Origin of the sequence: Paenibacillus sp. FSL P4-0184 (assembly GCF_038004625.1) — a bacterium.
Lineage (GTDB): Bacteria > Bacillota > Bacilli > Paenibacillales > Paenibacillaceae > Paenibacillus_AQ.
In genome coordinates, this window is record NZ_JBBORN010000001.1 from 2,207,283 (window position 1) to 2,233,886 (window position 26,604).

Genomic DNA, 26,604 nt, shown 5'->3' on the forward strand with positions numbered 1-26,604 from the left:
CTGTAAAATCGAGAATATGGGGGTTGTGAATGATCCATGTCAGAGAAAGAGAATTTCTACAAAAGTGTGTATAAAATCGCTGTGCCCGTTACGCTTCAAAGCTTGCTGATGGCATTGCTCAATTTGACGGATCAATTGATGGTCGGACAGCTTGGAGATGTGGCGATTGCCTCGGTGGGGATGTCCACCAAAATATATGGGATCATCGCGGTTGTCTTGGCTGGTTTATCGACGGGGGTATCCATTTATGCAGCCCAGTTTTGGGGAAACAAAGATTCCAAAAGTGTCTCCCAGGTGCTGGGCCTCGGATTGATCGTTGGCTTCGCGTTCTCGTTCATATTCTCTGCGGCTGTCTTCATCGATTCGCCGCTTTTTCTGAGCATGTTCACGACAGATGCGAATGTAATACATGATGGGTACATTTTTTTGCAGATCATGTCGATCGGCTTTGTACCTGTCATGCTCACAATGATGTATTCCGCGATTTTGCGTAGTACGGGCCATGCCAAATGGCCGATGTATGTAAGCTTAATTGCTGTTGTCTTGAATATTATACTGAATTACGTACTTATTTACGGGAACTTCGGCGCTCCTGCACTTGGTCTGAAGGGCGCGGCTATTGCTACCCTTTGTTCCAGGGTTTTAGAATGTTTGTTGATCATTGGTGCCGTGTACCGATATCGTTTACCGGGTGCTGTTGGGTTAAAGAACTTGTTCATCATTCCTAAACCGCTCATCCGCAAGTTTTTTGGAACGACGTATCCGCTCTTGCTGACAGAATTGATCTGGGTATTGGGTGAAACGGCATATGCGATCATCTATAGCCGCATGGGGACGATGGAGATGACGGCGATGACCATTACCTTTCCATTGCAAGGACTTTGCATAGGCTTATTGTCCGGTCTGGCTAGTGCAGCTGGGGTATTGGTTGGCAACCGTTTGGGCGCGAACGAAACGGATATCGCACTCGATCATGCGAAAAAGTTCATTCGCCTTGGCATCATCATCTCTCTGATTGTCGGGGTTATCATTGCGGCAGGCTCGAAGCTGTATGTCTCCGCGTTCAATATCTCCGAGGATGCTAAACAGATGAGCATATATATCGTTATCGTATTCGCTGGATTTCTTTGGGCCAAAGTTTCCAATATGATTATAGCAGGCGGCATTCTAAACAGTGGGGGAGACAGCAAGTTCGTGTTCAGCATGGAATCGACCGCGACATGGTTGATAGGTGTCCCCTCCGGGCTGTTGTTATCATACGTCTGGAAGCAGCCTGTCTACCTTGTATATCTCGTCATATCACTTGAGGAGGTTGTCCGTTTTGGCTTCGGTTACGCCCGGATTTACTCCCGGAAGTGGATGAGGAATTTAGTTAACGATTTGGCTGAAAAAGCGATGTAAGGGCTGATTGGATCGCTCAAGGCTCCCGTGTATTTCCGCTTAAGGGAATGTCACGGGAGTCTTTTTATAACTAATGATATGATTGTCGTATGGGGTGGCTTTGAACGGGTGATAATTAATTAAACATGTCTAGTCAGAAAGGAACTGCTATGCAAGAAACTTCTAGAAACCATAGGTTCAATTATTTTTTTGAAATGATTCTCTACCTCATTTGCGGAGTATCAATTGTTTATTTTGGCCTGAATGGAAATGATGATAAAACATTTCAAGCGGCCCTTATCATTCTAGTCTTGTTACTCTTTAAGGGCTTAATCACAAGGACCAACAGCGAACTGCCTCCCGCACTTCAATTTTCGGTGCTGGTCTTTATCACAATCACGATGATGCTCGCCAATTTATTCAATTTGTATGGTGTCATCCCTTATTTAGATAAGATTGAACATCTGCTGTCTGGAATTATTTTATTCTTCGTAGGACGATTCATCTTGATCAAGATGGCTAAGCGTAAAGGGCTGGGCGGTCTGCCTTCCAACATTATCATTTGGTTCGCGTTTCTGTTTGCTGTTGCAATGGCTGGAATGTGGGAGATTTATGAGTTTACGGTGGATCATCTCTTTGAGCTTCATTCGCAAAATGGTAGTTTGACCGACACGATGATGGATATGATTTGCGGAACATTGGGCGCTCTCGTCGCCTCCTTCTATTTATTCGTAGAAGTACGCAGAAAAACGTAGCTTTGATCAACGTTAATTTTCATGTTCACTAGGAGACTTCTTAGGAATTCTAATCTGAAAAATGGTTTCCGTCACGGCTTCGTCCAGCAAACGCACGCTGCCATGGTGCAATTCCGCGATTTCCTTGACGATCGAGAGCCCGATGCCAAGTCCCTCGCCTTTTCTTCCACCGTCGGCGCGGTAGAAACGCTCGAAGATACGCTCGCGATCCTCTCGTGCGATCCCTTTACCTCGGTTTTTGACCGTGAGAACCACTTCCTCTTGTTCCTCCGTCAATCCAATTCCCAGATAGTGTCCTTCTTCACCGTAACGAACGGCATTGTCCAGCAAGTTGCGCAAAGCACGTTCGATCAGCGGTGCGTCGATCATAACCTCGATATCCGTATCTTGGATGTCTGCCTCCAACACGATGTTCTTATCGTCCAGGAATAAGAGGTACTCGGCTGCGATCTTTCGCATTAATTCCGACAGGTTATGCGGAGCAAGCTGAAGCCGAAGTAAATGCTCTTCTTGACGGGTAATGTCGAGTAACTGATCAAGCAGCTTATCCATGTAGCGAGAGCGCTGCAGGATGATTTTGGCCCCGGACTGAAGCTCGTTCTCATTCTTGTACGCGCCGGTACGGATCAACTCGGCATAACCCAAAATCATAGTTAACGGCGTTCGCAAATCGTGGGACAGGTCCGATAAGAGCAGTCTTCGCCGATGTTCCAACTGTTCGATTTGGGCAGACTGTCTCTGGATACGCATTGCCATTGAATTGTAGTGATGGGTCAGCTGAGCGATCTCGTCCCTCGACGTATCTTCCAGCACGATGACATCGCTTCGGATTCCGACTTGGTTCAGCGCGTTGTTCAGTTTTGTAATGCGACGATCGGTGGAAGAGAAGAACCATAAGGAAAGGAGATAGGGAAGCAACAACGCCAGTAACAGAGGTAAAATAAATGTTAGTAAAGCCTTATACGTTCGGAGAAAAAAATATATTTGTCCAGATGTCATGTCTTCGCTGGATAAACTCAATAACATGTAATAGGATCGATGATCATGGGCAACGGAATAAGTAAGAGTGATCGGAGTATTTTCACCCCAAAGATTATTTGGCATATGGTCAACACGGTCGGCTAATTTGCGGAAGTCGTAGGAATTATTCTCGCCGGCGGAATCATACAGCGTCGAACCGTCCTCAGCCAGCCACTCTAGGCGGATCTTGGAATGCGGGAGTAGTACTTCTTCCAGAATGGGTTGAACCTCTGGTCCCGAGTAGGCGTCTTGCCGTTCTATAGCCGTAAGTGCTTCTTGTGCGATGGCGTTTAACGTCTTCAGATCATATCCCGGGGTCCAAGTCTTCCCGGTCATTAGGGTAATTGTAATAAACAAGACAATGCTTCCTGCGGCACTGGATAGCATCATCAGCCATAGCTTAGTTCGTCTCTTCATCGTCCGTCACCTGAGAGGCGGTAGCCGATGCCGCGAATGGTATGAAGATTAGATTGGGACCCGGGTGAGCTTTCAAGTATTTTTCGGATGCGGCTGATGAAGACGCTGAGGTTGTTGGCGTCATAGTTTTCATGCTGCCAGACTTGTTTGTAGATTTCTCCTTTTGTTAGTACGCGATCAGGATTGAGCATGAACACTTGCAGTAGATGGCATTCGACTGGAGTCAGTCCATGTTGTTGCCCATCATTATGTAGTACATAATTGTCGATATCCAAAATAAGTTTATTCAATTGAATCACATGGGGCCGGTTGGAGGTCTCAGGATGGTGCCTGCGGAAGTGGGCCTGTATCCGCGCCAGCAGCTCCATTGGACTGAAAGGCTTGGTCATGTAATCGTCGGCTCCCAGTCCAAGTGCGTCGATTCTGTCTTCCACTTCTCTTCTCGCACTAAGCGCAATGACCAGCGTTTCCGGACGATGTTCCCGCAAGTAGCGTAGAACTTCGAAACCGTTACCGTCGTCCATCATGATGTCCAGAACGATCAGTGAGAAAGGCTGCGCTTGTAGCTGTAAGATCGCCTGCCGCCCAGACCCCGCTTCGGCGATGTCCCATCCGGCGCGTTCCAGATGTAAGCGAATAAGCTCGCGAATGTCGGGTTCATCATCGACGATCAGAATCCGGTCCATGTTTTCATCACTCTCCACTTTTTGCTAACTATGATTTCATTATTATATCAAAATTAGGTAAAATTAGGATCGGAATATCGGATGGGGATTTTGATAAGTAGAAGTCGGTTCTTAGATAAACGTATAATGGGTACATTGAAAAGGACAAAAGAGGGAGCTACATACATCGTAACTTAGGTCATAACTGAGGAGTGGTAGGCATGGCACGTGTCTTATTTATTAATGCTGGATCAGAGGGACATATCAATCCAACGATTGGCGTTGTACAGGAGCTCATTTCTCGTGGAGAAGAGGTAGTGTACTTCACTATAGAAGCTTTTCAGGAGCGTATGGAGGAGACAGGTGCTATAGTACGGACATTGGACGCTCAACAATTTATAAAAGCCTTTATTTCAGGTGGGAGAGATTATCTGCTTGAAAGAGTCAATGGGCTTTTACTTACGGCGGATATCGTTATACCAAGCGTTCTTGAACAGATTAAGGGGGAGCATTTCGATTACATCATCCATGATTCGATGTTTGGTTGTGGACGTTTACTGGCTCAAATTCTTAATCTTCCTGCAATCAACTCTTGTACTTCTTTTGCACAGACAAAGGAATCATTTGATCAAGTCATGGAACGATTCTACACAGAAGCCCCTGCAGAAATAGTAAAAGCTGTAGACGATAGATTTCAAAGTCTGACCATAAAAATAAAGGAACAATATGGTGTGCAGATTCACTCCCCTTACGAAGTGTTCTGTAATCCTGCACCACTTACAATCGTGTATACGACAAGGGAGTTTCAACCTTATGGAGAAGCCTTCGACCCATCGTATAAATTCGTTGGTCCTTCCATCTCTTCACGATTAACGCCAGATCATTTTGATTTTTCTGCAATTAAGGGAAAGGACCTAATTTACATTTCAATGGGTACGGTCTTCAACCAAGCAAGTGATTTCTATAAGCTTTGTTTTGAGGCATTCGGGAATACGGATTATACGATTGTTATGTCCATTGGGAACAAAGTGCAAATCTATGATTTGGGAGAAATTCCTCCCAACTTCATAGTTAAAAACTATGTTCCACAGACGGATATATTACAGTACACAAAAATATTCATTACACATGGTGGAATGAATAGTGCGCATGAGGGTCTCTACTATGGGGTTCCGCTAATTGTAATCCCACTAAGTGCGGATCAGCCGATCATTGCGGAGCAAGTCGTCAATATTGGAGCGGGCATTAAATTACAAATGCAAGGATTAACTGCAACTGAACTGCGTGAAGCTGTAGAGCGTGTGCTCACCCTTCCGTCATTCCAAAAAGCTGTTGCAACGACTAAAGATTCCTTTCGGACATCCGGTGGATCTCATCAAGCTGTTGATGAGATTTTCAAATGGAAGTGTCAATATCTTGGTTAGTGTGCATGGCCATCCGTTGAAGGATGGCCATATTTGTTTAACTTTCGAGACAAGCCTATCGCGTACTCTCCACATAATTAAAAATAGCATCTCTCAACTCAAACTCGTACGTCACGCCATTCACAAGTCCCACCACATGATTGCTGTCATACAGATCAAGCATGAAGCCAGCCATTTCCTTCGCGGTATGGAATTTCCGCACAGCGCCGTGATATTCGAAATTCGTGATATCGAAAGCACGTTTCGCGAATTCTGTTTCTGTTGCGGCAGGTGCCAACACTTTAGCCTGCATAGGTGCACCTTGACTCTTCAACTCATGAGATAGTCCTTCAGTAAATGCACTTACATAAAACTTGCTCGCACAGTACGTTATAGCATTGCCCACAATCGTATAACCGCCACCAGATGAAACGTTAATTAATTGCGTGCCTTCAATAGTAGAGTAGTCTCGAACGAATAAAGAGGAGAGTATAGTCAACGCTTCTATGTTCAGATGTAGCATTGTAGTTATTTTATTTAAATCTTGCTCGGCCACTGAAGCAAAGTTCCCAAATCCGGCATTGTTGATCCAGGTTTCGATGGAATATCCTTGCAGGCTTTCATACAATGTATAAGCATTCTCGATAACGGATAAGTCAATCGTTTGAATGACAACCTCTACATTAGGATGAATACTAGCGATTTTAGACTGTAATTCCTCTAGCTGTTCCTTTCTGCGGGCCACAAGGATTAAGTTTTTTCCACGAGAAGCAAAAGCTAGGGCAGTTTCATAACCTATCCCTGAACTAGCGCCGGTAATTACAGTGTACTTCATGTGATTTCCTCCTATTTTTTCTACGAGAATGTAATTCGATCTTACAGCGATTTGATTATATAGGTTAGAGTTTACTCTAAGGCAAATGTTTTTTATAATTAGGGTGACTTTCAAAATAAAATAGATTAGAGGATTTGCATGTACACGATTAGCGAGGTATCCAAGTTATTGGAGATAACCACATATACACTGAGATATTATGAAAAAGAAGGGATCGTTGCTCCGATACGCAATGCCAATGGAGAGAGGGTATATGATGATACTCATGTTGCTTGGCTGCGATTTGTACTGAGGTTGAAACAAACCCAAATGCCCATTTCACAAATCAGGCAATATGCCCAGTTATATTTAGAAGGAGAACATACAAGCCAAGCCCGCTTGAATCTTCTGGAAGATCATAGAAGCTCAGTTCAGGATCAAATCAGACATTTAACAGAGACAGAGAAGATGCTAAACGACAAAATTGCTAATTACAAGGTCTTCATTAGTAAAGGGAATACACTGGATTTGTCTATGGATGATTAATTGTAAAATTACGCTTCATCCATGAAAAAGGGGATTGCCTCAGGCCTCACGGCCAACAGGTAATCCCCTTTTCCTCATACATATGGATCTGTTGCAGCGTTTATTATTTCAGAGGAATTTTGATCTCTAGTTGCTTGTTGTGATTTTTAACTACATTACCTTTGGCATCTACTTTATAAGCCCCTGCAGTGCCTTTTTCAAACACCGCTTGATAAGGTCTGATAATGAGATATTCTGCGGCCGGGCGAAGCGCCTCGAACAATAAATCTTCAGAAACAGTATTCTGGGTTGTTGCAACAGATTCGCGTGCAATATATTCTAATTCATTTCCCAGATTATCATAAATGTCATATCCTAAAGCCTGTGCTTGGGTAGCAATCCCTTTAACTGCTAAAGCAATGCACACAGAAGTCTCTCCCACAGCAACACGATTGGTTTTGATTTCAAATTGGTTGTCTTTCTTTAAAGCTGGTAGCTGAATGTTACGCACTACTCCTGCTTGCTTAAGAGAAAACTTTAGTACATACGGATCTTCGATTCCGTTAAGCTTCACATGGATGCTCAATTCAGAGGAAGCCAGGCTTGCCTTTTGCTGCTCAGTTAGCCATCCGGTCTGCAATACAACAACCGCCTTGTTGGCATCACCATCACTGATCCAGCGTGGTGATTTAAAATCAATTCCACCTGAATTAGTGAGCTTGGCGTCTACTGCCATAATGGTTCCTTCTGCAAGGTAGGGCTCACCTTTATCGTTCAAGGTTACTCCTGCGAGCATTCCTGAGAACAGGGATCCCTCACGGCTCAGATCGATCTTAATATAATTACCGTTAAACTGTGCACTGCCCTTTAAAGTAAGCTGATCGTGTGAATCGGCGACTTTTGTTGTATCCAGGGAAGCTTCAGCGGCGGTTTGAACACTGGCTGCTTGGGTTAAAGCCGGCATTCCCAACGCTCCAAGGCATACAGCAGCACTTAAAATTACAGACAATTTAGTTGTCATTTTCTTCATGATATCATTCTCCTTAGTGTTTATTTAACTAGCACGTTTATTTCCAGACCATCGATATAATGCTTCACAGGATTTCCGGAACTGTCTGTTTTGAATGCGCCACTCTTACTTTTTGGATCCTCGAACTCATAAAGATAGCCACGGATTGTGAGCATATTGGGATGTTTCTCGAACGGCTCTACAAGCAGATTCAGATCCCGTGATCTATTGGAAGAAAGGACTGCTTTTTGCGATATATTTTCCAAAACCAGTCCCTGTTCATCCTTCACTTCAAAGCCCAATGTATTAAAATCTGCGTAATCCCCGTCAGTCTCTTGTTCAATGTTGATTAACAGACGCGTGGTTAATGGGCTATATTCCAGCTTTTGCAGCGTCAGACTCCATCCCTCTGCTTGTGCGCGTATATCAGGTACCGCAATACTATTTTCTGTAACCTTACGTGCAGGAATCTCTAGAATGTATGGTGTATCTATACCGTTTAAGAGAAGGGTTACAGTCAGTTCAAATTGATCAGGGAAAGGCTTGGTGATCCCCAAATTCGAAGAATCCACCAGTTGAAAAATAGCTGTACTCTGCTCCTTGCCTTCCATCCAGGTTAGAAAAGGAACAGCTTCCCTATGACCATCTGAGAATTCCTCCATTGAAGCCCCGTCGATCAATACTTCTGCGGACATTATCGAACCTTTGCCTAGAAAAGGCTTCCCATCCGCTCCAATCGTCACTCCGGTGAGCTTCCCGTCCAGCCCTTCTCCCTCACGCTTCACTGAGAATGCCAATCGGTTGCCATCAAATACAGCCTCTTCGGCAGACAAGGTGATTCCATCATGCGTATCACTGCTATTCGGTCGGGTAATCAGACCCAGACGCTGAGCAGCTTGCAATCCTATATCATCTGCCCGTTCAAAAATTCCGCCTATCCATGGAAGCTGCTTGAGTGCATTGGCCAACGTTGGCGGATAGACGGCCGTTAGCATAACACTTAGCACTATCGCTGCAGATACAGCAGCTGCGATTTTTGGATATATCCGTTTTTTCTTTTCCTTTTCCACAGGATCCTGGGCAATTGTGGCGAGTGATGCATAAATCGAATCCTGCCGCGACCGCAGTAAAGGTGGAAGCTCCTGTATATTAGCCCTTCCTAGCTCCCTGATCTGCTTTTCTAAATTGTTATTATTCATTAGCAAGACCCTCCTCCCGCACAGGATGTATCTGTTTGGACAACAATCTCCGTGCGCGATGAAGTCGTGCCCTGACCGCTCCTTCGGAGATGTCGAGCACATCTGCAATCTGCTTAATGGATAAATCGTCATAATAAAAAAGCACGATAGCAAGCCGCAGGGATTCGTCCAACTGATTAATGAAGCTTTGCAGGTCTACGTTGCCTGAATCTTCAAAATGCACATAGGAATCGACCGGTTCTTCGGGAATTTCCGCCACAGCTATAGTTCGCTCTCGCATACGAAGTAACTGATTGCATTCATTAATCAGGATGCGTATAACCCAGGTTTTAAAAAACTTAGGCTGTTTAAGGTTGGCCAACCCTTTATACACCTTCAGTGTCGTTTCCTGAAGAGCATCCGCGCAATCTTCTTCTTTTAGCAGAATGGTTTTGGCTAATCTGTACAACTGGGATTCCAGTTGCCTGAAAAGACGGGTAAACGCCTCGTGGTCGCCTTTCTGCGCTTTTTTGATATCCAGTTCGTTTTCCAGCAAATGATTGTTCCTCCTTGAGGGCCCTCTGTATGATTAGATGGAGAAGGCAAACAAAAAGTTATATTTGGATAAAAAAATCTGAAATCTATTTAATATCATCTATTCCAGAATAATGGAAAATGAAGATTAAAGCCTATAAAGCTTGCTTAAGCATACAAAATGTTATCTTTTCATCCGTTACTAAATATTTTAACTATTGGTATATTGATTTGTAAGTGCTTACATAACTTGGGACGCACATATGCATCTGAAAATTTAGAATGGAAGGTGATCAGAACGTGAGAGTTAATCAAAAGGGTATCTCTGCATTTTTAGCAGTGTTGTTGCTGCTAAGTTCATTCTCATTCAACATGAGGAGTGCTTTAGCTGCAGATTCGAACAGTTCTTTAATAGTAAATGGCGGTTTCGAGGACAATTTCTGGGAAGATGGATCATGGAGTGTCGATACGTCAGATTGGAATCAAGTAGAAATTAAGCATTTTGCATATGCCGATGATACTTGGCTAAATCCAGATGAAGGAGCTCATGCTTTCAAATATTGGATTAACAAAGTCGCTACTGGAAACCAGACCATCTCGCTTAAGCAGACTATAACGAACCTCCCTGCGGGAAGTTATGAGCTCTCAGTCAAGTCGATGGGCGGTACTGACAAAGAAACGGGGAATGTTGAATTGTTTGCGGGTGACGAGACGGCATCCGCTGTTGCTACCACTGGCTATAATGCTTGGGGAACACTCAGCCTGAAATTTATCTTGAAGCAGGATACCCCGAGTCTTGAGGCTGGCGCGAACATTAGCGGCGCTCCAAGCGCATATGGATTTCTGGACAGCTTTGAGTTGAAACAGTTGAGTACGGATACGACCCAGCCGGTGGCTGCGGATATTTTTGTGAAGAAGGTGGAAGGACTCCAGCCTGATTTTATTAAGGGCGTGGACATCTCCAGTATTATTTCTTTAGAGAATAGCGGAGTCGAGTTTTACAATGAAAATGGAGAGGTGCAGGATATTTTTACAACCGTACATGAAGCCGGGGTTAATTACGTTCGGGTACGGATATGGAATGATCCTTTTGATACAGCTGGAAAAGGTTATGGTGGTGGTAATAATGATCTGGCCACCGCGATTGAAATTGGGAAAAGGGCGACCGCAAACGGCATGAAGCTGCTAGTGGATTTTCATTATTCCGACTTTTGGGCCGATCCGGCCAAGCAGCATACGCCTAAGGCATGGGCCAATCTGAGTTTCGAAGATAAGAAGACCGCACTTTACGAATATACCAAAGTAAGCCTGCAAGCTCTGCTTGATGCAGGTATTGATATTGGCATGGTTCAGGTAGGCAATGAAACGAATGGACAATTCGTTGGTGAATCTAATTGGACGAAGATGAGCCAATTGTTCAATGAGGGAAGCAAAGCCATTCGGGAGATCGATCCTAATATTCTGGTTGCTCTGCATTTTACAAATCCGGAGTCGGCAGGCAGATATGCCACTATAGCGAAGAATTTGCAAGATAACAATGTAGACTATGATGTGTTTGCAAGTTCTTATTATCCATTCTGGCACGGTACATTAAGCAATTTGACGTCCGTGTTGAAGCAAGTGGCTGATACTTATGGGAAAAAAGTAATGGTAGCTGAAACCTCTTACGCATATACCGCAGAAGACGGTGATGGGCACGGAAATACAGCACCTCAGAGCTCAGGTCAAACTTTAAACTACCCTATCAGCGTTCAAGGTCAGGCTAACTCAGTTAGAGACGTGATCGAAGCGGTTGCGAATGTGGGTAAATCGGGAATTGGCGTGTTTTATTGGGAGCCTGCTTGGCTTCCGGTAGGTCCGAAAGAAAATCTGGAGCAGAATAAGTTGATTTGGGAACAGTATGGTTCCGGTTGGGCATCCAGCCATGCGAAGGAATATGACCCTGATGATGCAGGGGAATGGTATGGCGGAAGTGCCGTTGATAACCAGGCTTTGTTTGATTTTAACGGACATCCGCTTGCCTCGCTGAATGTGTTCAAATATGTGAATACAGGCGCAGTGGCCCCTATTGCTGTAGATGAAATTAAGGATGTTTCGATAACGGCGATTGCTGGGGAGCCAATCCATCTGCCAACAGACGTAAGTGTTACTTACAATGATGGAAGTTCCGGCAAGATGTCAGTGGTTTGGGATCAAGTTGCGCTTGAGCAAGCCATTAGCAAGGGTGCGGGCAGCTATGTGATCGGTGGAACGGCGGAAGGCGGTCAGGTGGTAAAGGCTTTTCTAGTTATTAAAAAAGAGAACTTTATCGTCAACGCAGGCTTTGAAAATAGCGATAGAAGCATGTGGAAAATCACCTATGCTGACGTTAATGCTCCACATACAGACTACCAAAATAAAGTTACAGATGCCAAAACAGGCAACTATTCACTACATTTCTATTCTGCGAAAGCAGTGGATTTTAGAGTAGAGCAGACTATTTCTGGTCTGAAGCCGGGATATTATAATCTTTCGATGTTTATTCAAGGGGGAGATGCTGCCAACCCCAATATGAATCTATTTGCTGTAACGGATGGTAAGGAAATAAAAGTAAACACCGGTGTGAAAGGATGGGCACAGTGGAATAATCCTGAGATCCAGGATATTCTCGTTACCGATGGAGCCCTTACCATCGGAGCTAATATCAAAGCAGACGGCGGCGCATGGGGATCGATTGATGATTTCTATCTAAGCTTTGTCAAAGGTATTGAGGAACCTGCTATTGTTGATACGGATGCAGAAGTACAAAATATCACTTCTATGACAGCTACGGTTGGAGGAAATATCACTTCGGACGGTGGCGCTAAGGTTACAGAGCGAGGAATCGTATATTCTACTAGTGCCAATCCGACAATTGAGGATGGTAAAGTTATAGCTGAATCAGGTGGAACAGGTGCCTTTTCAGTAAGTCTTGCAGGACTTCAATCTGGATCTATCTATCATGTACGTGCCTACGCAGTGAATGCAACCGGAGTAAGCTACGGACAAGAGATTACGTTTACAACATTAAGTTCTAGTGCAAGCTTGAATAGCTTGGATTTGAGCGGGATAACATTGGATCAAACAGTGAGCGGAAGTGTATACGACTATACAGCGAGTGTACCGTATTCCTTATCTAACTTCACAGTGACGGCAACGGCCAGCGATGCTGTCTATGGTACCTTGACAGTGAGTATGTACAATAGTGCCAATACACTTGTGGCCGGTCCGATAAGTTTGGCAAGTGGGGCAACTAGAATAGAGCTTCCCCTTGAAGTAGGTAGTAACCGATTGGAGTTATTCGTAATTGCCCAAGATGGCACAGGTACGAGATACACAGCAACAATAACGAGAGCTGAGCAAGATAACGGTTCTGATGGTAATGGGAACGGTGGTAATGATGGTGGTAGTACCTCTAATGTCGTACTTCCGGTTATCTCCTCCAATGGGAAACTGACGCTTCCTGCAGGTCAAGCGGGTGAAGTCAGATTGGATAATGGGCTTGTGATTTCAATTCCAGCTACTGCTTCAGGCAAGCAGTTGGTATTAACGATTGAGAAAGTGCTCGATTTGCAGAACCTTCTCAGCAATCATGAGATTCTCGTAAGCCCGATCTATGAAGTTCTAAAAAACTTTGCGGAGAACTTTAGTAAATCAGTCACGCTAACCTTTGTGTTCGATTCAGGACAAGTGAAGAGCGGCCAAACTGTAGCGATCTTTTATTATGATGAAGTGAAGAAGAGCTGGGTGAAAGTTAATGGCGGCAAAATAGATGGAAACCGCATTGCTGCAGATGTGGATCACTTTACGAAGTTTGCTGTACTCGTAGTGGATCAAGCGACTGGATTACCGGTAACCAATGCATCTACTGAACCGACAACAGAGGCTCAATTTAGCGATATCTCGGGACATTGGGCACAGGCTAATATTAAGAAAGCGGTGAGCGAAGGGATCGTCAAGGGTTATACCGACGGAACGTTCAAACCGAATGCTGCGGTGACACGCGCTGAATTTGCGGTGATGCTGATGAATGCGCTGAAGCCAACTGGAAACGGTGTGGAACTGGGCTTCACAGATACAATCCCTGCTTGGGCTGAGAAGTCCATTGCACAAGCCTTAGAGGCGAAGATTATACGCGGCTATGAGGATGTTACCTTCCGTCCGGCAGCGAGCATAACACGTTCCGAGCTAGCAGTTATGATCGCTAGAGCAGCAGGGGGAGATTTAACAACGGCGGCATCAACAGGCTTTGCTGATGATAGCCAAATTCCTGCATGGGCAAAGGATGCGGTTGCAGCCGTGAAGAAATCAGGCATTGTGAGCGGGCGTAACGGCAATGTATTTGCACCAAATGAGACGGCAACAAGAGCAGAGGCAGTAACCATCATTATGAATCTGCTGCAAACTAAATAGTAAACTTACTGTAGTAAGAAAAAAGACCGTCCTTAGGACGGTCTTTTTGTCTATTCTCTATATGTGCCTAAGCTTAGCATTCAAAAAAAGAAGAACCAGCAGACTCTGCTAGTTCTTCTTGCTTATATAAATAATTTGCATGCAAAGAAAGATCGTGATATTATAAAATAATCACTGTTAATTTCACTAATTTAAACATAAGTGTAACATCTTATCTACACTATTATAATACCATGTGGATTAACAGTTTGTCAAATTTTAATTTTTGCTTCTTTATAACAAGAATGAAAAGGAGCGTGTTCGTGAAGATGGTAAACGTAATGGATTGGCAGCAAGAACAAGATCGGCTTGATTTGGTTACGGAAAAGCTGCAATCAAGAATCGCAGAACTAGAACCAGAAGTGACTGGGCTACGTGATCAAGTGGTGGACATTCGCAAGCGGTTTTGGGAAGAAGTCACGGTCAATACGAGCACAGACGAAGACTTCGAAGAGACCTTCTACAGTATAAAGCAGCAAGAAGCATTGTTGTCCGAGCGGGAGCGCAGCCACCGGCAGCGGGTGCAGCGTTTTAAGAATATGAAACGGCTACTGCCGTCTCCCTATTTTGGGCGAATGGATTTTCAAGAAGACGGTTTGGGCTTGAGTGAGAAAATTTATATCGGAGTGGCTTCTTTCGTTGATGCAGACGGTGTGGACTTTCTGGTGTATGACTGGCGAACGCCTATTGCAAGCATGTATTATGATCATTCCCCAGGGCCATCTACTTACGAAACGCCGGGAGGACAGATTACAGGTGAGATGATGCTGAAGCGGCAATATCAGATCCGTTACGGTCAGCTCCAGAACGTGTTCGATACGAGCTTAACGATCGGGGACGAATTGCTTCAGCAGGTGCTTGGTAAAGGCGCAGATTCACAAATGAAGAGCATTGTGGCGACCATCCAGAAGGAACAGAACGCCATCATCCGCAATGACAAAAGCCGTATGCTTATTGTGCAAGGAGCGGCTGGCAGCGGAAAAACGTCCGCAGCGCTGCAACGAGTAGCGTATTTATTATACAAACACCGTGATAGGCTCAAGGCCGACCAGATCGTTCTTTTTTCGCCAAATCCGATGTTTAACAGTTATGTATCGACGGTACTCCCTGAGCTCGGCGAAGAGAATATGCAGCAAACGACCTTTCAGGAGTATCTTGCCTATTGGCTCGGATCCACGATGAATTTGGAGGACCCCTTCGAGCAGATTGAGTATGTACTGACGTCACAATCCTCTCAGGGGTATGAAGCACGGTTAACGGGGATGCAATATAAAGCTTCTGAGTCTTTCCTGCATGCTCTTCAAAGCTACGCGTTATGGCTAGGCAAAGAAGGTATGCTGTTCCACAGTATCCGTTTCCGGGACCGCGAGTTGATTACTGCGGAGCAAATGAAATCGCAATTTTACAGCTACGACAGCTCTATACGATTGGCTAATCGCGTTGCTTTACTACGTGAATGGCTGCTGCGTGAGCTGACTAAGCTAGAGCGTCAGGAAATGGAAGCGCCCTGGGTTCAAGATGAAGTCGATTACCTCGACAACGATCAATATGCCGAAGCTTACAGTGAGGTGCTTAAGAAGTACCGGCGAGAGGAAGCAGTCTTCGATTTTACAGAGCAGTATCTTGAAATCTATGGCGATTTTCGTACTCAGAAGGACGGGGAAGAGAATGTCTTTGACTTTAGTTCGCAGGAAGATGAGTTGCTGCGTCGTATGATCGTGAAGGATCATTTCAAACCGCTAAGACGGGATGCCAAACGTTTGAAATTCATAGATACGATTGGATTATACGAGCAGTTATTTAGGGATGAAGCCACTTATCAGAAAATGACGGGTGAGACCGAAGTACCTGATCAATGGCCAGAAATCTGTATGCAAACGAAGGAAAAGTTGAGCCATATCGAGCTGTTTTATGAGGATGAGACCCCATTCCTGTATTTAAAAGAGCTTATCGAGGGTTCTCGCACGAATACAATGGTGCGGCATTTATTTATTGATGAAGGACAGGATTATTCGCCGTTCCAATTTGCGTTCCTCAAACAATTGTTTCCCCGCGCCAGCATGACGGTACTCGGTGATTTCAGTCAAGCGATATTCCCGCAAGCGACGAATCTGCAAGAGGTGAATTCTCCTTTGATCCGGCTTTATGGTGAAGAGGAAACGAACCTATTTCGTTTAATCCGAAGCTATCGTTCGACTCGCGAGATTGTGGAGTTTACGAAGGCGCTGCTACCTAATGAAGAGATCGTGCCTTTTGATAGGGGCGGTAAGAAGCCGCACCTAGTGAAGGCTAGCAATGACGTAGAGCGGGCGGTCCGAATAAAAGAGGATCTTGCGGCGCTTATGGCCGAAGGTCTCGACTCCATTGCCGTTATTACTAAGACTGCTGCGGAAAGCCGCGAGGCCTATGAAGCATTGGCTGCACAGGGGGGCGAGAATCTGCGACTTGTTACGAAGGAGACGCTCACCTTTGAGAAGGGAACGCTAGTTATTCCTGCGTATCTTGCTAAGGGTGTAGAATTCGACGCTGTGCTAATCTACGATGCTTCTACGCAGACGTATCATCGGGAGAGCGAACGTAAACTCTTTTATACAGCTTGTACGCGCGCGATGCATCGGCTTCTGCTGTACACGACAGGCAATTGGTCGCACTTTATTCAAGCCTTGGATACCTCTTTGTATGAGGAAGTGTAATTAGACATATCAAAATCAACCTCTTCAAGAAATTCGATAACTTCCCCATTGGGGCTGTGAACGATCGCGTTCTTGATCAGGAGAGGTGGTTCACCAAGAGAAAGCGAATCTGGTGCTATAAAAGCCTTTGCTCCATGAGCAAGGGCTTTTTGGTACATTTCTTCTACATTATCCACATAGAAGGCGAAATGTAAGAGTGCTCCGTGAGCTATATCCTCTTCAGACAAGGCTTTTTTTCCTTGGGCGGCAATGACTGCATTGTTATCAAAAATCTCTATGCAAGTTCTTTGATCAGGTGAAATAAGCATCGAAGCTTCTTTGATTTGAAAGGAGGGCAGACTCCAATGATGACCTAACTTAAATCCTAAGACGTCAATGTAAAATGAAATTGTTGCTTTATAATCTTTGGCTTGAATCGCTATATGTGCAAGACCTTTTACGCTCATTATTAATCACTCCTATATCTAATGTACTATTTATTATAGTTGGATTAAAATAGGAGATACATATATAAGATAAGTGTTTTATCCTGACATGGTTATTGAATATAAGGTATTTTAGTTTAATGGGTTTATTTATTAAAAAGAGCTAGGAGGCGCTTGATATGGAACATCTTATGGATGATATTGATAAAAAGATTATGCAATTATTGCAGTACAATGCTCGAATGCCCATTTCACAAATCAGTAAAGAGGTTTCGATGTCACAACCATCCGTTAAAGAAAGAATCATTAAGTTGGAGGAAAGGAACATCATTTCGGGGTATCATACAGCTTTTAATTTGCGGGATCTGAACCGGGGTACGACTACTTTTATTCTAATTAAAACAGAACATTGCCAAGAGCTCACCGATTTTTGCAACGATGCAATGGAAGTCACCGATTTGTTCCGCATTAGTGGAGAATATAATTATCTCATTAAGGTACAGACCTCAACGATTGAGGCGCTTGCTGAATTTCAAGATCACCTTATAAAGTTCGGACCTTCCAAATCGCATATCAGCTTGAAAAATATTTTGGAGAACAGAGTGCTACTCTAAAGCGAAGTTTCCAAATACAAGATATAGTAACCGCTTTCTTTTCATTGTAAAATGGGTCAAAATAGCAGTCGTATGGATTCGTATATAAGGGAGCATGCGCATGGAGAGGAAACTGTCTAGTAAAAAGTATATTCCATTCACATACAAGATGATGATTCCGTATCTCATTCTTGTATTGCTGACAGATGTGCTGGTTGGCTATATAGCCTATACAATGCTCGTAGAGTCCAGGACTGAAATGGCGGAAACGAATGTCCGGACCGCATTAAAGCAGACGAGGAACAACATCGAATACCAGACAGATGAAATCAAACGTATGACCAACTCGCTGTTTCTAAATACGAATTTTCAGAATGCCCTTCAGTTCAGGGGAGATCCTTTGGAAAACATGCTCAAAATGAGAGATGATATCGTTCCTTATATGAAGGCTCCTCTGCAACTGTATGGGAACAAGCTGAGACTTGCGCTTTTTACGGTCAATGAGACGATGCTTGAAATTACCGGTGATGATATGTCGACACCTATCGGTCGAAGTGATTATTATGTTCTTTCTGATCAGGTGATCGAGAATATGGAGTGGTTTAAGTCGATCGTTGCAAATAACAAAGACAGCTTGTGGCTTCAAGCGGATACCGACCGTGAGCTAGGTAATATTTCATATTTCCGCAAGCTTGTTTCTTCCAAGGCAGCACCTGCGATTATCGGATATATTCGCGTTACGGCGAGGATTGATGAGCTATTTGGTAATTTTGATACCTTCCCGATTGAACAGGGGATTCAACTTCGTCTGTTGGATAGGGCTACAGGCATGACTATGTACGAACAGGGTGCCGCCAGTGAAGGTACGAAACCAGACGCTTATTTAGTTATTAGTGAAGATATTCCGGTCTCCAGCTATGTCATTGAGGCGCGTGTACCCCACTCTTATTTGAACAAAGACGCTAGTAGAATGCGGAAGGTAATTAGCACCGTTTGTTCCATTAGTTTTTTGGTGATGGCTATTATCGGTTTTCTTGTTGCACGTATATCTGGCAAGAAAATTAAGCGGATTGTGTATTTGGTCCGATCGTTTCAGGAGGGGAATTTTTATAAAAGAATCGGATTTCCGGGGAACGATGAATTTGTCTATATTGCGAATAGCTTTAATCAAATGGCGACCAGCATTCAGGAACTCATCCGGAACGTCTATGTGCAGGGCATTCAGAAAAAGCAAGCGGAGCTGGATGTGCTCCAAGCCCAGATCAGTCCGCATTTCTTGTACAATACGCTGTCGACCATTGGCAGTCTGGCCAATTTGGGGGAAGTGGAGAAGGTTACGCAGATGGTACAAGGCCTCTCCAAATTTTATCGGCTCACTTTGAACGATGGGCATGTATATATCTCACTTGAAAATGAGCTGGAGCAGGTGAGGATGTATCTTGAAATCCAAAGAGTAAAGTATGCGGACGCCTTTGAGGTTTATTATGATGTCGATCCGGAAATTTTACAGGTGCCTATTATTAAGCTGATTTTACAGCCGTTTGTGGAGAATATATTCAAGCACGCCTGGTTCGGGGAGACTATTGCGATTCGTATTACTGGAAAGCGGCTGGGTGACCGCATCGAACTCAAGGTCATTGATAACGGGATCGGCATGCGGCCGGAGACACTTCAAAACATGCGATCAAGCGCATATCAACCAGGCAGCTACGGTCTGAGAAACGTGGAGGAACGAATTAAACTGCGATACGGGAGCGATTTCGGCATTCAAATCGGTAGCTATTTTGGAGCGGGAACGACAGTTCAAATTATTTTACCGGTGGAAAATGCAGAGATCAGGGAAGTGATGGGGGAGTGAGGAGTATGGCGATGGAGATCAATGTTCTGCTGGTGGATGATGAAGTAATCGATTTGGAATGGCTTAGACGGCGTGTAGCCGGCAGTGATCATTTGCCTTTGCATAGCGTGAGAACGGCAACGAGCGGGTTTGCCGCTCTGAAAATGATGGAGCAGCACCCTGTTGATATTATTCTCTCTGATATCGGTATGCCGATTATGTCAGGCGTGGACTTTGCACGGAAAGCAAAGGAGATTAACCCAGAGGTCCATATTCTATTTATTAGCGGACATCAGGATTTCAATTATGCCAAGGAAGCGATTCAATTGAACGCATACAGTTATTTGCTTAAGCCTGTGGATGATGACGAGCTGAACGAGACGCTGACCGAACTCTGCACCAAGATTGAGAAAGAGAGGACGCAGCGTACTTCCTTGTCGGAAACGCTGACGCTTGTTAATCAGGAGTTACTGCTGCGTTGGTTTAACGAGGCTGCACCGGGACAGGTTGAAACGCACATTCACAACGTCCTCACGCCATACTTACAAGGTGCATCGGCGGTTGCCATCATTGAGATCGACGATATGGCGCGAAAAATCCAAACCTGGACGGAAGAAGAGCGGAGTTTATGGAGCAGTGCTGCCAATCAGTTTATCCGGAAGTTTGCTCAGGATCAAAATTTGGGCATGGTGATTACGACTTATGACTATCACTTTGTGATCCTTGCTGCGGTTCAGGAACAATATTTTACAGCTTTGCTGGAAGAGTTGATTCGGGCGTTCTATCAGGAGTTCTCCTGTTCGATTACGATCGGAAGAGGAATGTACACAACCGACCCGGTCAAGCTACATGATTCCTATCGGCAGGCGCAGGCCGCTCTAAGCATTAAATGGATCGTAGGGAAGAATAGGTTGATCCAAGATGCCTCGGAATGGTCTCCAAAGGAAAAGATGGCTTCGGACTTAGAGGTTATTGTGGATCGTATGCTTAAAGCTATGCTCGACTACGACCTTACCACTATTGATGATTGCTTGCTTCAGCTATTTGCCGGAGACAGTCCGATCTCCCAGAAAAACGACATCTACGATATCATTATCCGGATTACCTCTAAGCTTCATGCTGATCTGCAGCAAATGAATGAGCATTTGTACGAGATTTTGAATTGGGATTCTCATCATCCTTTTGTACTGTTTCAGTTCGAAACGGTGCATGATATCCTTTCGTGGCTGAGAAGAAGATTCTTTGAACTGTCGGAGCTGCTTTATTTGAAACGCCAAAGGCAAAAGCGCAAGTTAATTGATGAAATCACGGAGTATGTGAAAGAAAGATTAGATCAAAAAATAACGCTAAACGAGGTCGCCGCACATTTCGACTTTACCCCTAACTATCTGGGGCATCTGTTCAAGGTCGAAACCAATAGTCTCTTCAGCGATTTTCTAAGTGAATTGCGTATGAAGCGGGTATGCGAGCTACTCGAGGATCCAACGAAAAAAGTATATGAGATTGCGGAACAAGCCGGATATAAAAATATTATTTATTTCAATAGGCAGTTCAAGCAATATATGGGCATGTCGCCCGGCGAGTACCGGAAGAAAAATAAAATCTGAATCGATTACTTATTGGGGAGGCTCATGTTCTATATGGAACAGGGGCTTCTTTTTTATCGAAATTGTTTATGAATCGTTGAATTAGTATTATGTTTAGTTGTTTCGCTGAATTATCTCACCGCCGCCGTCCTTTTATAATGAGAGATATAGAGAAGAAAGGGGTGCAAAGATGAAAGGGCATACATTTTGGAGCGATTTAAAAAACTATAGGGTTCTGTTGCTGATGCTGGCTCCGGCGGTTGCTTTTTTTCTTTTGTTTGCCTATGTCCCAATGGCGGGCATTATTATTGCCTTCAAGCATTATGATTACGCGGGCGGTATTTTTGGAAGTGCCTGGAACGGGCTCGATAACTTCCGCTTTTTCTTTGAATCAGGAGATGCTTGGCGGGTAACACGGAATACAGCATTGTACAATATTGCATTCATCGTTGTAAATAACTCTTTGCAAATTTTTGCAGCCATTATGTTGTTTGAGGTCGGTGGCAAATGGTTCCGCAAAATTACGCAATCGGCGTTGTTTCTTCCCTACTTTATTTCATGGGTAGTTGTCGGTGCGATTGCCTATAACCTGCTCAATTATGATATTGGTACTGTGAACGCACTCCTTAGAGGACTCGGGCTAGAACCTATTGATATTTACAATACGCCTGCCTACTGGCCGTATATCCTAGTTCTCGTTTCCGCCTGGAAAGGCCTTGGATACGGAACGGTAATGTACTTGGCCGCGATTACGGGCATAGATACTGAACAGTATGAGGCAGCTGAAATCGATGGCGCCAATATTTTTCAGCGGATCCGGAAAGTGACGATTCCAAATCTTTACCCGACGATTATTATTTTGGTGCTGCTGGCGGTCGGGAATATTTTCCGCGGTGATTTCGGGATGTTTTATAACATGATCGGCAATAACGGTTTGTTGTTCTCTTCGACGGATGTTATCGATACTTTCGTGTTCAGATCGCTGATTACTTCGAATGATATCGGCATGTCGGCTGCGGCTGGCGTTTTCCAGTCCGTTCTTGGCTTCGCAACGATCATGACTGTGAACTATGCTGTTCGTAAATACGATAAAGACCGCGCCTTATTCTAACTGCATCAGAGGTACAGTTTTCATAATGGAGGTAACGATATGAAACAGCTCGATCGTAAAATATTCTCGGGTATTGGTTATGTATCCCTAATCTTTCTCGCAATTTTATGTATATTCCCGTTTATACTTGTCGTATCTTCATCGCTGACGGAAGAGTCAAAAATATTAACTGATGGCTATCAATTTATACCTACGGCCTTCTCAACAGAAGCCTACAGCATTTTGTTTAAGTATCCCGACCAGATGATTCAAGCCTATATGGTGACCATAGGTGTTACTATAATAGGCACACTGTTTGGCTTGTTTCTGACTTCGATGACGGCTTATGCGCTATCCAGAAAAGATTTTAAATGGCGTAATAAATTTTCGTTCTTCTTTTTCTTTACAACTTTATTTAACGGCGGTCTGGTTCCATGGTATCTGCTTATGGTCAATTACCTCCATATCAAAGATACATTGCTGGCTTTAGTGATTCCGATGATGCTCAACGTCTTCTACATCATTGTTATGAAGTCGTTTATGGGCAGCATTCCGGAAGCAATCGTAGAATCGGCTAAAATTGACGGTGCAGGCGATTTTAAGATCTACGCCCGTCTAATCCTGCCTCTCTCTAAGCCGGCGCTAGCGACTATTGGTTTGTTTCTGGCTCTTGCCTATTGGAACGACTGGTACAATGCCCTTCTATTTATTTCCGATGAGAAGCTGATGCCGCTTCAATATTATTTGTACAAAATGCTTGGCAATATGGATGGCATGCGAAAAGCCATGATGGGTGCAGGAGCAGTCGTAACCACATCGATCCCAAGCGAGAGCTTGAAGATGGCAATGACGGTTGTAGCTACAGGTCCGATTCTGCTCGCTTATCCATTCGTTCAGAGATATTTCGTTCAAGGCTTGACGATTGGCGCTGTGAAAGGATGAACCCGGGGAAATCCGGTTTATCAATATAATTAATACAAGGGGGAAGGCTTGAAATGCTGAGAAAAAATAGATTCATTATGCTCGCACTCGTTTTAACCTTCGTAATGATTTTGAGCGCATGTGGTGGTGGCAACAACAACGCCAATACACCCGCTAAGGCTACCAATAATGCCGCTGAGGTAACAAGTGAGCCTACAGAAACAGCGAGTGCAACGAATGCAGCCGAAACTTCAGATACTATAGACACCTCTAAAGAAGTAAAGCTGAAAATGATCTTCGTTGGGCCTAAACCGATAGACTATGATAGTGTTTTTGCTGAAATTAATAAGAAACTGAAAGAAAAAATTAATGCGACCCTTGAGGGCGAGTTCTTGGACTGGTCTGACTGGGCTCAAAAATATCCACTGAAGCTGGCGGCAAATGAAGATTTTGATCTCATCTATTCGGCAAACTGGGCTGGTTATAATGATCAGGCGCTGAAAGGCGGATTCCTAGAATTGACCGACGAGCTGCTTACCAAATATATGCCGCAAACTAAGGAAGCTATGTCAGATGTGAGCTGGGATCAGGCAAAAGTAAACGGTAAGCTGTATATGGTTCCGCAAAACAGAGGAGAGTCTGTTGAAAAGCTGATTCTATATCGTGAAGATTTGCGTAAGAAATACAATCTTCCTGAAATCAACAGCCCGGAAGCATATGCTACCTATTTGAAGACGATAGCTGAGAAGGAAAAAGGAATTACACCTTTCACTCCGGAAACGGGAGACTGGAAGTATCATAACTTGGACCGTGTATTACTGAAGCAGCAAAACGAATGGAATATGTTTGACCTAGATCTTCCGTTTGCCTTCAAATTGACCGATGAAACAGGTAAAGTCTTTAACGTCTATGAAACGCAAGAGTTCAAAGATCTACTCGTGTATTACAAAGATCTCGCTGATAACAATGCTTGGTCGAAAAACGTTCTGAACAGTAAAAATGATCATCAAGCGGATTTTAAAGCAGGCAAAACCGCTTCAATTACGCATAATAACGGAACACTTGGAGCACTCATGGCCTTGATGCGCCAAGAAAATTCTCCTTATGAAGTTGCGTTGGCTGATATTAACCAAGGGAAGAAAAAATCAGTGGCGATTTCTACACAAAACGGTACGTCGATTCATGCGACTTCCAAAAATGTAGAACGTTCCTTGATGCTGATCGATCTGATGCAAAACGATAAAGAACTGCACGACCTGATGATGTACGGAATTAGTGGCGTGCACTATGAACCGGTTGGCGACACCAAATATAAAGCACTCGACAAAAATCCGAACTTTACCGGCTTCTCTAATTGGAACTTCAACTCGCCACTTAACCTTGACAATGAAGCATTCCCTCAAGAAGCTAACGATCTGGCTAAGGGCTGGGAAGCTAACGTCTACCACTATGCCCTTGAAACCTTTGTATTCGACAATAGCAAAGTGAAGACGGAAATTGCCAATGTGGGCAATGTAATGCTCCGCTATGCCATTCCGCTTGAGTACGGCGTAATTAAAGATATCGACAAAGGCCTTGCAGATTTGAACAAACAGCTGAAATCAGCTGGCATTGATAAAATCCAAGCTGAGCTGCAAGCGCAAATCGATGCTTTCTTAGCGAACAAGTAAGATACAGGATAAGGGAGGCCCAACAGTCATGAAATGGCTGTTGGGCCTCCCTGTTTTTTGAGATCGATTGTATATGAAGGCGCTATCGGACGCAGCCGAGCGGCGTATGAAGAGTTGAGAGGTTGCATTTGTTTTAGTATGAGCTAGTATAATTAGGGAAGAGACTCCCTCACGGGAGCCTAAATAGCTTCAAGCGGGCCATTAGTTTCGGAAGATTGGAGAGAGATATGAAAAACATATTGTATAAGTATATGAGTAAATTTACATCTCTTAACGAAGAGGATCAGCAGGATATAGTTGAGGGTATCCTTATAGAGGAATTTAAAAAGGGGACAGTGCTCTTTAGACAAGGAGATGTTCCCACAAAATGTTTTTTCGTGCTAAAAGGTTGTGTTAGGCAGTACTCGATAGATGAATCGGGAAAAGAAGTTACATCTAATTTCTACACGGAAGAGCAAGCGGCTTCGATTTTTAATCGGCACCAAGAAAGTAAGCCCTCTGCGTACACCTTAACCTGTCTGGAAGATAGCACATTGGTGGTTGGTGAACTTAATGCGGAACAAGACATGCTTCACAAACACTCGCAATTGGAAACGATGATCCGCAAAATGGTAGAGGAAAACTTAGGTGAGGTACAGGACGAATTAACTTCATTTATCGCTTCCAATCCTGAAGAACGTTACAAAGCTTTGTTGCGAAAAAGACCTCACTTACTCACTCGCGTACCTCAGCATCAATTGGCCAGCTATCTGGGGATGACACCAGAGTCATTAAGTAGAATTAAGAAGCGGGTTCATTCCAGTGATAACTAAAAAGAAAGTCATACACTTTTGTGGAGTTTTCCTCCTCTAAGCAGCAGCCATATCCCAAAGCCTAGTTCTCCTACAATCATAGGAATAGTGAAAACATAATTTAATATTGTAATGACCCCTTCGTATTGTGGGAGAAATATTTTGCTTAGATGAATGATCATATAACCTATTGAAGCAAGCAGCAATAAGATGCCGATTACTTTAGGGATGATGTCAGATTTTAAAGCCACATAGCCCACAATTAACAGATGCCCGCCAAAAACGACTAACCCCATAGACCAAATCCATTGAAATGCTTCCAGAAATAACATCATAAATGCTTGAGTCTGTTCGATTTTTAATGAGGAAAAGTCGATTGTATTTCCCGTGAGCAGCAGCACAACTATCAAGTTTAGTATAGCAATTCCCAATATAGCGGAATAGGTTAGACGAAGCCATGAGCCGAGTAAGGAAAGCTTTTGGTTAATCGGTTCTAGAAACACATAAAACGCCCAGGCGACCAGGATGTCAGTAATCATAATGATGATCCAACCCAAAATTTCACCTTTGAAAAGGTTAGTGGATGACACAAGGTTATTGAATGTGGCGCTGGCATCGCCCTGAACAACAAGATTCCCATGGACAAAGCCATACGAAAAAAATGAGGCAAGGGTCATGATAATCAGTGAGATTCCAGCAGTTAAAGCGGACTTTCGCTGATTCGATAGATCTTTTTCTGAGATAGCCATAGATAGCCTCCTAAAGGACTTTTTATTTTTATTGTAATTAGGAGTAGTATGGCGGGCATTGACTTAAATCAAGAGTGCA

At 43.9% G+C, this 26,604-nt stretch carries 21 protein-coding genes and 2 pseudogenes; 13 read left to right on the forward strand and 10 right to left on the reverse strand.

Going from position 1 to position 26,604, the window contains the following annotated elements; genetic code table 11:
• The first annotated feature begins 36 nt into the window (after nucleotides 1–36).
• A complete protein-coding gene (locus MKY52_RS09535; RefSeq protein ID WP_341051054.1) occupies nucleotides 37–1,401 on the forward strand; it encodes an MATE family efflux transporter in 1,365 nt (454 codons plus the stop codon).
• Between the two features lie 125 nt (nucleotides 1,402–1,526).
• Nucleotides 1,527–2,135: a hypothetical protein gene (locus tag MKY52_RS09540; RefSeq protein ID WP_076285027.1), complete on the forward strand. Its 609-nt coding sequence runs from the start codon at nucleotides 1,527–1,529 to the stop codon at nucleotides 2,133–2,135.
• A 12-nt stretch (nucleotides 2,136–2,147) separates the two neighbouring features.
• On the opposite strand, the gene MKY52_RS09545 is transcribed toward MKY52_RS09540, so the two are convergent.
• The 4 genes and pseudogenes from MKY52_RS09545 to MKY52_RS30345 form a co-directional block, all read right to left on the reverse strand.
• Nucleotides 2,148–3,572 carry a HAMP domain-containing sensor histidine kinase gene (locus MKY52_RS09545; RefSeq protein ID WP_341051056.1) on the reverse strand — a complete coding sequence of 475 codons (1,425 nt, stop codon included), beginning with the start codon at nucleotides 3,570–3,572 and terminating at the stop codon, nucleotides 2,148–2,150.
• Complete coding sequence (locus MKY52_RS30335) at nucleotides 3,569–3,871, reverse strand: winged helix-turn-helix domain-containing protein (protein ID WP_445671015.1); 303 nt, start codon at nucleotides 3,869–3,871, stop codon at nucleotides 3,569–3,571. The genes MKY52_RS09545 and MKY52_RS30335 overlap by 4 nt, the downstream gene beginning before the upstream one ends.
• Before the next feature lie 29 nt (nucleotides 3,872–3,900).
• Nucleotides 3,901–4,000, reverse strand: a pseudogene (locus MKY52_RS30340) (DNA-binding response regulator); the annotation flags it as partial.
• Nucleotides 3,977–4,258: pseudogene (locus tag MKY52_RS30345) on the reverse strand (response regulator); the annotation flags it as partial. The pseudogenes MKY52_RS30340 and MKY52_RS30345, both read right to left, overlap by 24 nt.
• Nucleotides 4,259–4,458: 200 nt before the next feature.
• On the opposite strand from MKY52_RS30345, the gene MKY52_RS09555 reads away from it, so the two are divergent.
• A complete protein-coding gene (locus MKY52_RS09555; RefSeq protein WP_341051059.1) occupies nucleotides 4,459–5,661 on the forward strand; it encodes a macrolide family glycosyltransferase in 1,203 nt (400 codons plus the stop codon).
• A 55-nt stretch (nucleotides 5,662–5,716) separates the two neighbouring features.
• Here MKY52_RS09555 and MKY52_RS09560 read toward each other — a convergent pair whose 3' ends face one another.
• Nucleotides 5,717–6,475: an SDR family NAD(P)-dependent oxidoreductase gene (locus tag MKY52_RS09560; protein WP_341051060.1), complete on the reverse strand. Its 759-nt coding sequence runs from the start codon at nucleotides 6,473–6,475 to the stop codon at nucleotides 5,717–5,719.
• Nucleotides 6,476–6,613: 138 nt separating this feature from the next.
• On the opposite strand from MKY52_RS09560, the gene MKY52_RS09565 reads away from it, so the two are divergent.
• A complete protein-coding gene (locus MKY52_RS09565) occupies nucleotides 6,614–7,000 on the forward strand; it encodes a MerR family transcriptional regulator (protein ID WP_149645527.1) in 387 nt (128 codons plus the stop codon).
• A 103-nt stretch (nucleotides 7,001–7,103) separates the two neighbouring features.
• Here the strand turns inward: MKY52_RS09565 and MKY52_RS09570 are convergent, their stop codons facing one another.
• Genes MKY52_RS09570 through MKY52_RS09580 form a run of 3 tightly spaced genes read right to left on the reverse strand, consistent with a single transcriptional unit; the run spans nucleotide 7,104 to nucleotide 9,722 of the window.
• Nucleotides 7,104–8,009 (reverse strand): DUF5643 domain-containing protein, encoded by a 906-nt coding sequence (locus MKY52_RS09570; protein WP_341051061.1) that lies wholly within the window; start codon nucleotides 8,007–8,009, stop codon nucleotides 7,104–7,106.
• 20 nt (nucleotides 8,010–8,029) lie between these two features.
• The gene (locus MKY52_RS09575; protein WP_341051063.1) at nucleotides 8,030–9,187 is read right to left on the reverse strand and encodes a DUF4179 domain-containing protein; all 1,158 of its coding nucleotides are present in this window, start codon (nucleotides 9,185–9,187) and stop codon (nucleotides 8,030–8,032) included.
• Entirely contained in the window at nucleotides 9,180–9,722 is a 543-nt protein-coding gene (locus tag MKY52_RS09580; RefSeq protein WP_341051065.1) for a sigma-70 family RNA polymerase sigma factor, read from the reverse strand. Before MKY52_RS09580 ends, MKY52_RS09575 begins: the two co-directional genes overlap by 8 nt.
• Nucleotides 9,723–9,982: 260 nt before the next feature.
• Between MKY52_RS09580 and MKY52_RS09585 the strand changes: the two genes are divergently transcribed.
• Together MKY52_RS09585 and helD are read left to right on the forward strand one after the other, a co-directional pair.
• Nucleotides 9,983–14,131, forward strand: a complete 4,149-nt coding sequence (locus MKY52_RS09585) for a glycosyl hydrolase 53 family protein (protein WP_445670990.1) — start codon at nucleotides 9,983–9,985, stop codon at nucleotides 14,129–14,131.
• 308 nt (nucleotides 14,132–14,439) lie between these two features.
• Nucleotides 14,440–16,863, forward strand: coding sequence for an RNA polymerase recycling motor HelD (helD, locus tag MKY52_RS09590; RefSeq protein ID WP_341053381.1), 2,424 nt, complete (start codon nucleotides 14,440–14,442; stop codon nucleotides 16,861–16,863).
• On the opposite strand, the gene MKY52_RS09595 is transcribed toward helD, so the two are convergent.
• Nucleotides 16,827–17,309 carry a VOC family protein gene (locus tag MKY52_RS09595; protein ID WP_341051067.1) on the reverse strand — a complete coding sequence of 161 codons (483 nt, stop codon included), beginning with the start codon at nucleotides 17,307–17,309 and terminating at the stop codon, nucleotides 16,827–16,829. The genes helD and MKY52_RS09595 overlap by 37 nt on opposite strands.
• A 158-nt stretch (nucleotides 17,310–17,467) precedes the next feature.
• Between MKY52_RS09595 and MKY52_RS09600 the strand changes: the two genes are divergently transcribed.
• The 7 genes from MKY52_RS09600 to MKY52_RS09630 all read left to right on the forward strand — a co-directional run bounded on the left by MKY52_RS09600 (nucleotide 17,468) and on the right by MKY52_RS09630 (nucleotide 25,797).
• The gene (locus MKY52_RS09600; protein WP_076285015.1) at nucleotides 17,468–17,902 is read left to right on the forward strand and encodes an Lrp/AsnC family transcriptional regulator; all 435 of its coding nucleotides are present in this window, start codon (nucleotides 17,468–17,470) and stop codon (nucleotides 17,900–17,902) included.
• A gap of 100 nt (nucleotides 17,903–18,002) precedes the next feature.
• Nucleotides 18,003–19,739 carry a sensor histidine kinase gene (locus MKY52_RS09605; RefSeq protein ID WP_341051069.1) on the forward strand — a complete coding sequence of 579 codons (1,737 nt, stop codon included), beginning with the start codon at nucleotides 18,003–18,005 and terminating at the stop codon, nucleotides 19,737–19,739.
• Between the two features lie 11 nt (nucleotides 19,740–19,750).
• Nucleotides 19,751–21,325, forward strand: coding sequence for a response regulator (locus MKY52_RS09610; protein WP_341051071.1), 1,575 nt, complete (start codon nucleotides 19,751–19,753; stop codon nucleotides 21,323–21,325).
• Between the two features lie 169 nt (nucleotides 21,326–21,494).
• The gene (locus tag MKY52_RS09615) at nucleotides 21,495–22,415 is read left to right on the forward strand and encodes an ABC transporter permease (RefSeq protein WP_042192982.1); all 921 of its coding nucleotides are present in this window, start codon (nucleotides 21,495–21,497) and stop codon (nucleotides 22,413–22,415) included.
• 39 nt (nucleotides 22,416–22,454) lie between these two features.
• Nucleotides 22,455–23,336: a carbohydrate ABC transporter permease gene (locus MKY52_RS09620; protein WP_076285013.1), complete on the forward strand. Its 882-nt coding sequence runs from the start codon at nucleotides 22,455–22,457 to the stop codon at nucleotides 23,334–23,336.
• A gap of 53 nt (nucleotides 23,337–23,389) precedes the next feature.
• Nucleotides 23,390–24,985, forward strand: coding sequence for an ABC transporter substrate-binding protein (locus MKY52_RS09625; protein ID WP_076285012.1), 1,596 nt, complete (start codon nucleotides 23,390–23,392; stop codon nucleotides 24,983–24,985).
• Between the two features lie 227 nt (nucleotides 24,986–25,212).
• A complete protein-coding gene (locus MKY52_RS09630; protein WP_341051073.1) occupies nucleotides 25,213–25,797 on the forward strand; it encodes a Crp/Fnr family transcriptional regulator in 585 nt (194 codons plus the stop codon).
• A gap of 8 nt (nucleotides 25,798–25,805) precedes the next feature.
• Here the strand turns inward: MKY52_RS09630 and MKY52_RS09635 are convergent, their stop codons facing one another.
• The gene (locus tag MKY52_RS09635; protein WP_341051075.1) at nucleotides 25,806–26,525 is read right to left on the reverse strand and encodes a DUF4386 domain-containing protein; all 720 of its coding nucleotides are present in this window, start codon (nucleotides 26,523–26,525) and stop codon (nucleotides 25,806–25,808) included.
• Nucleotides 26,526–26,604: the final 79 nt, after the last annotated feature.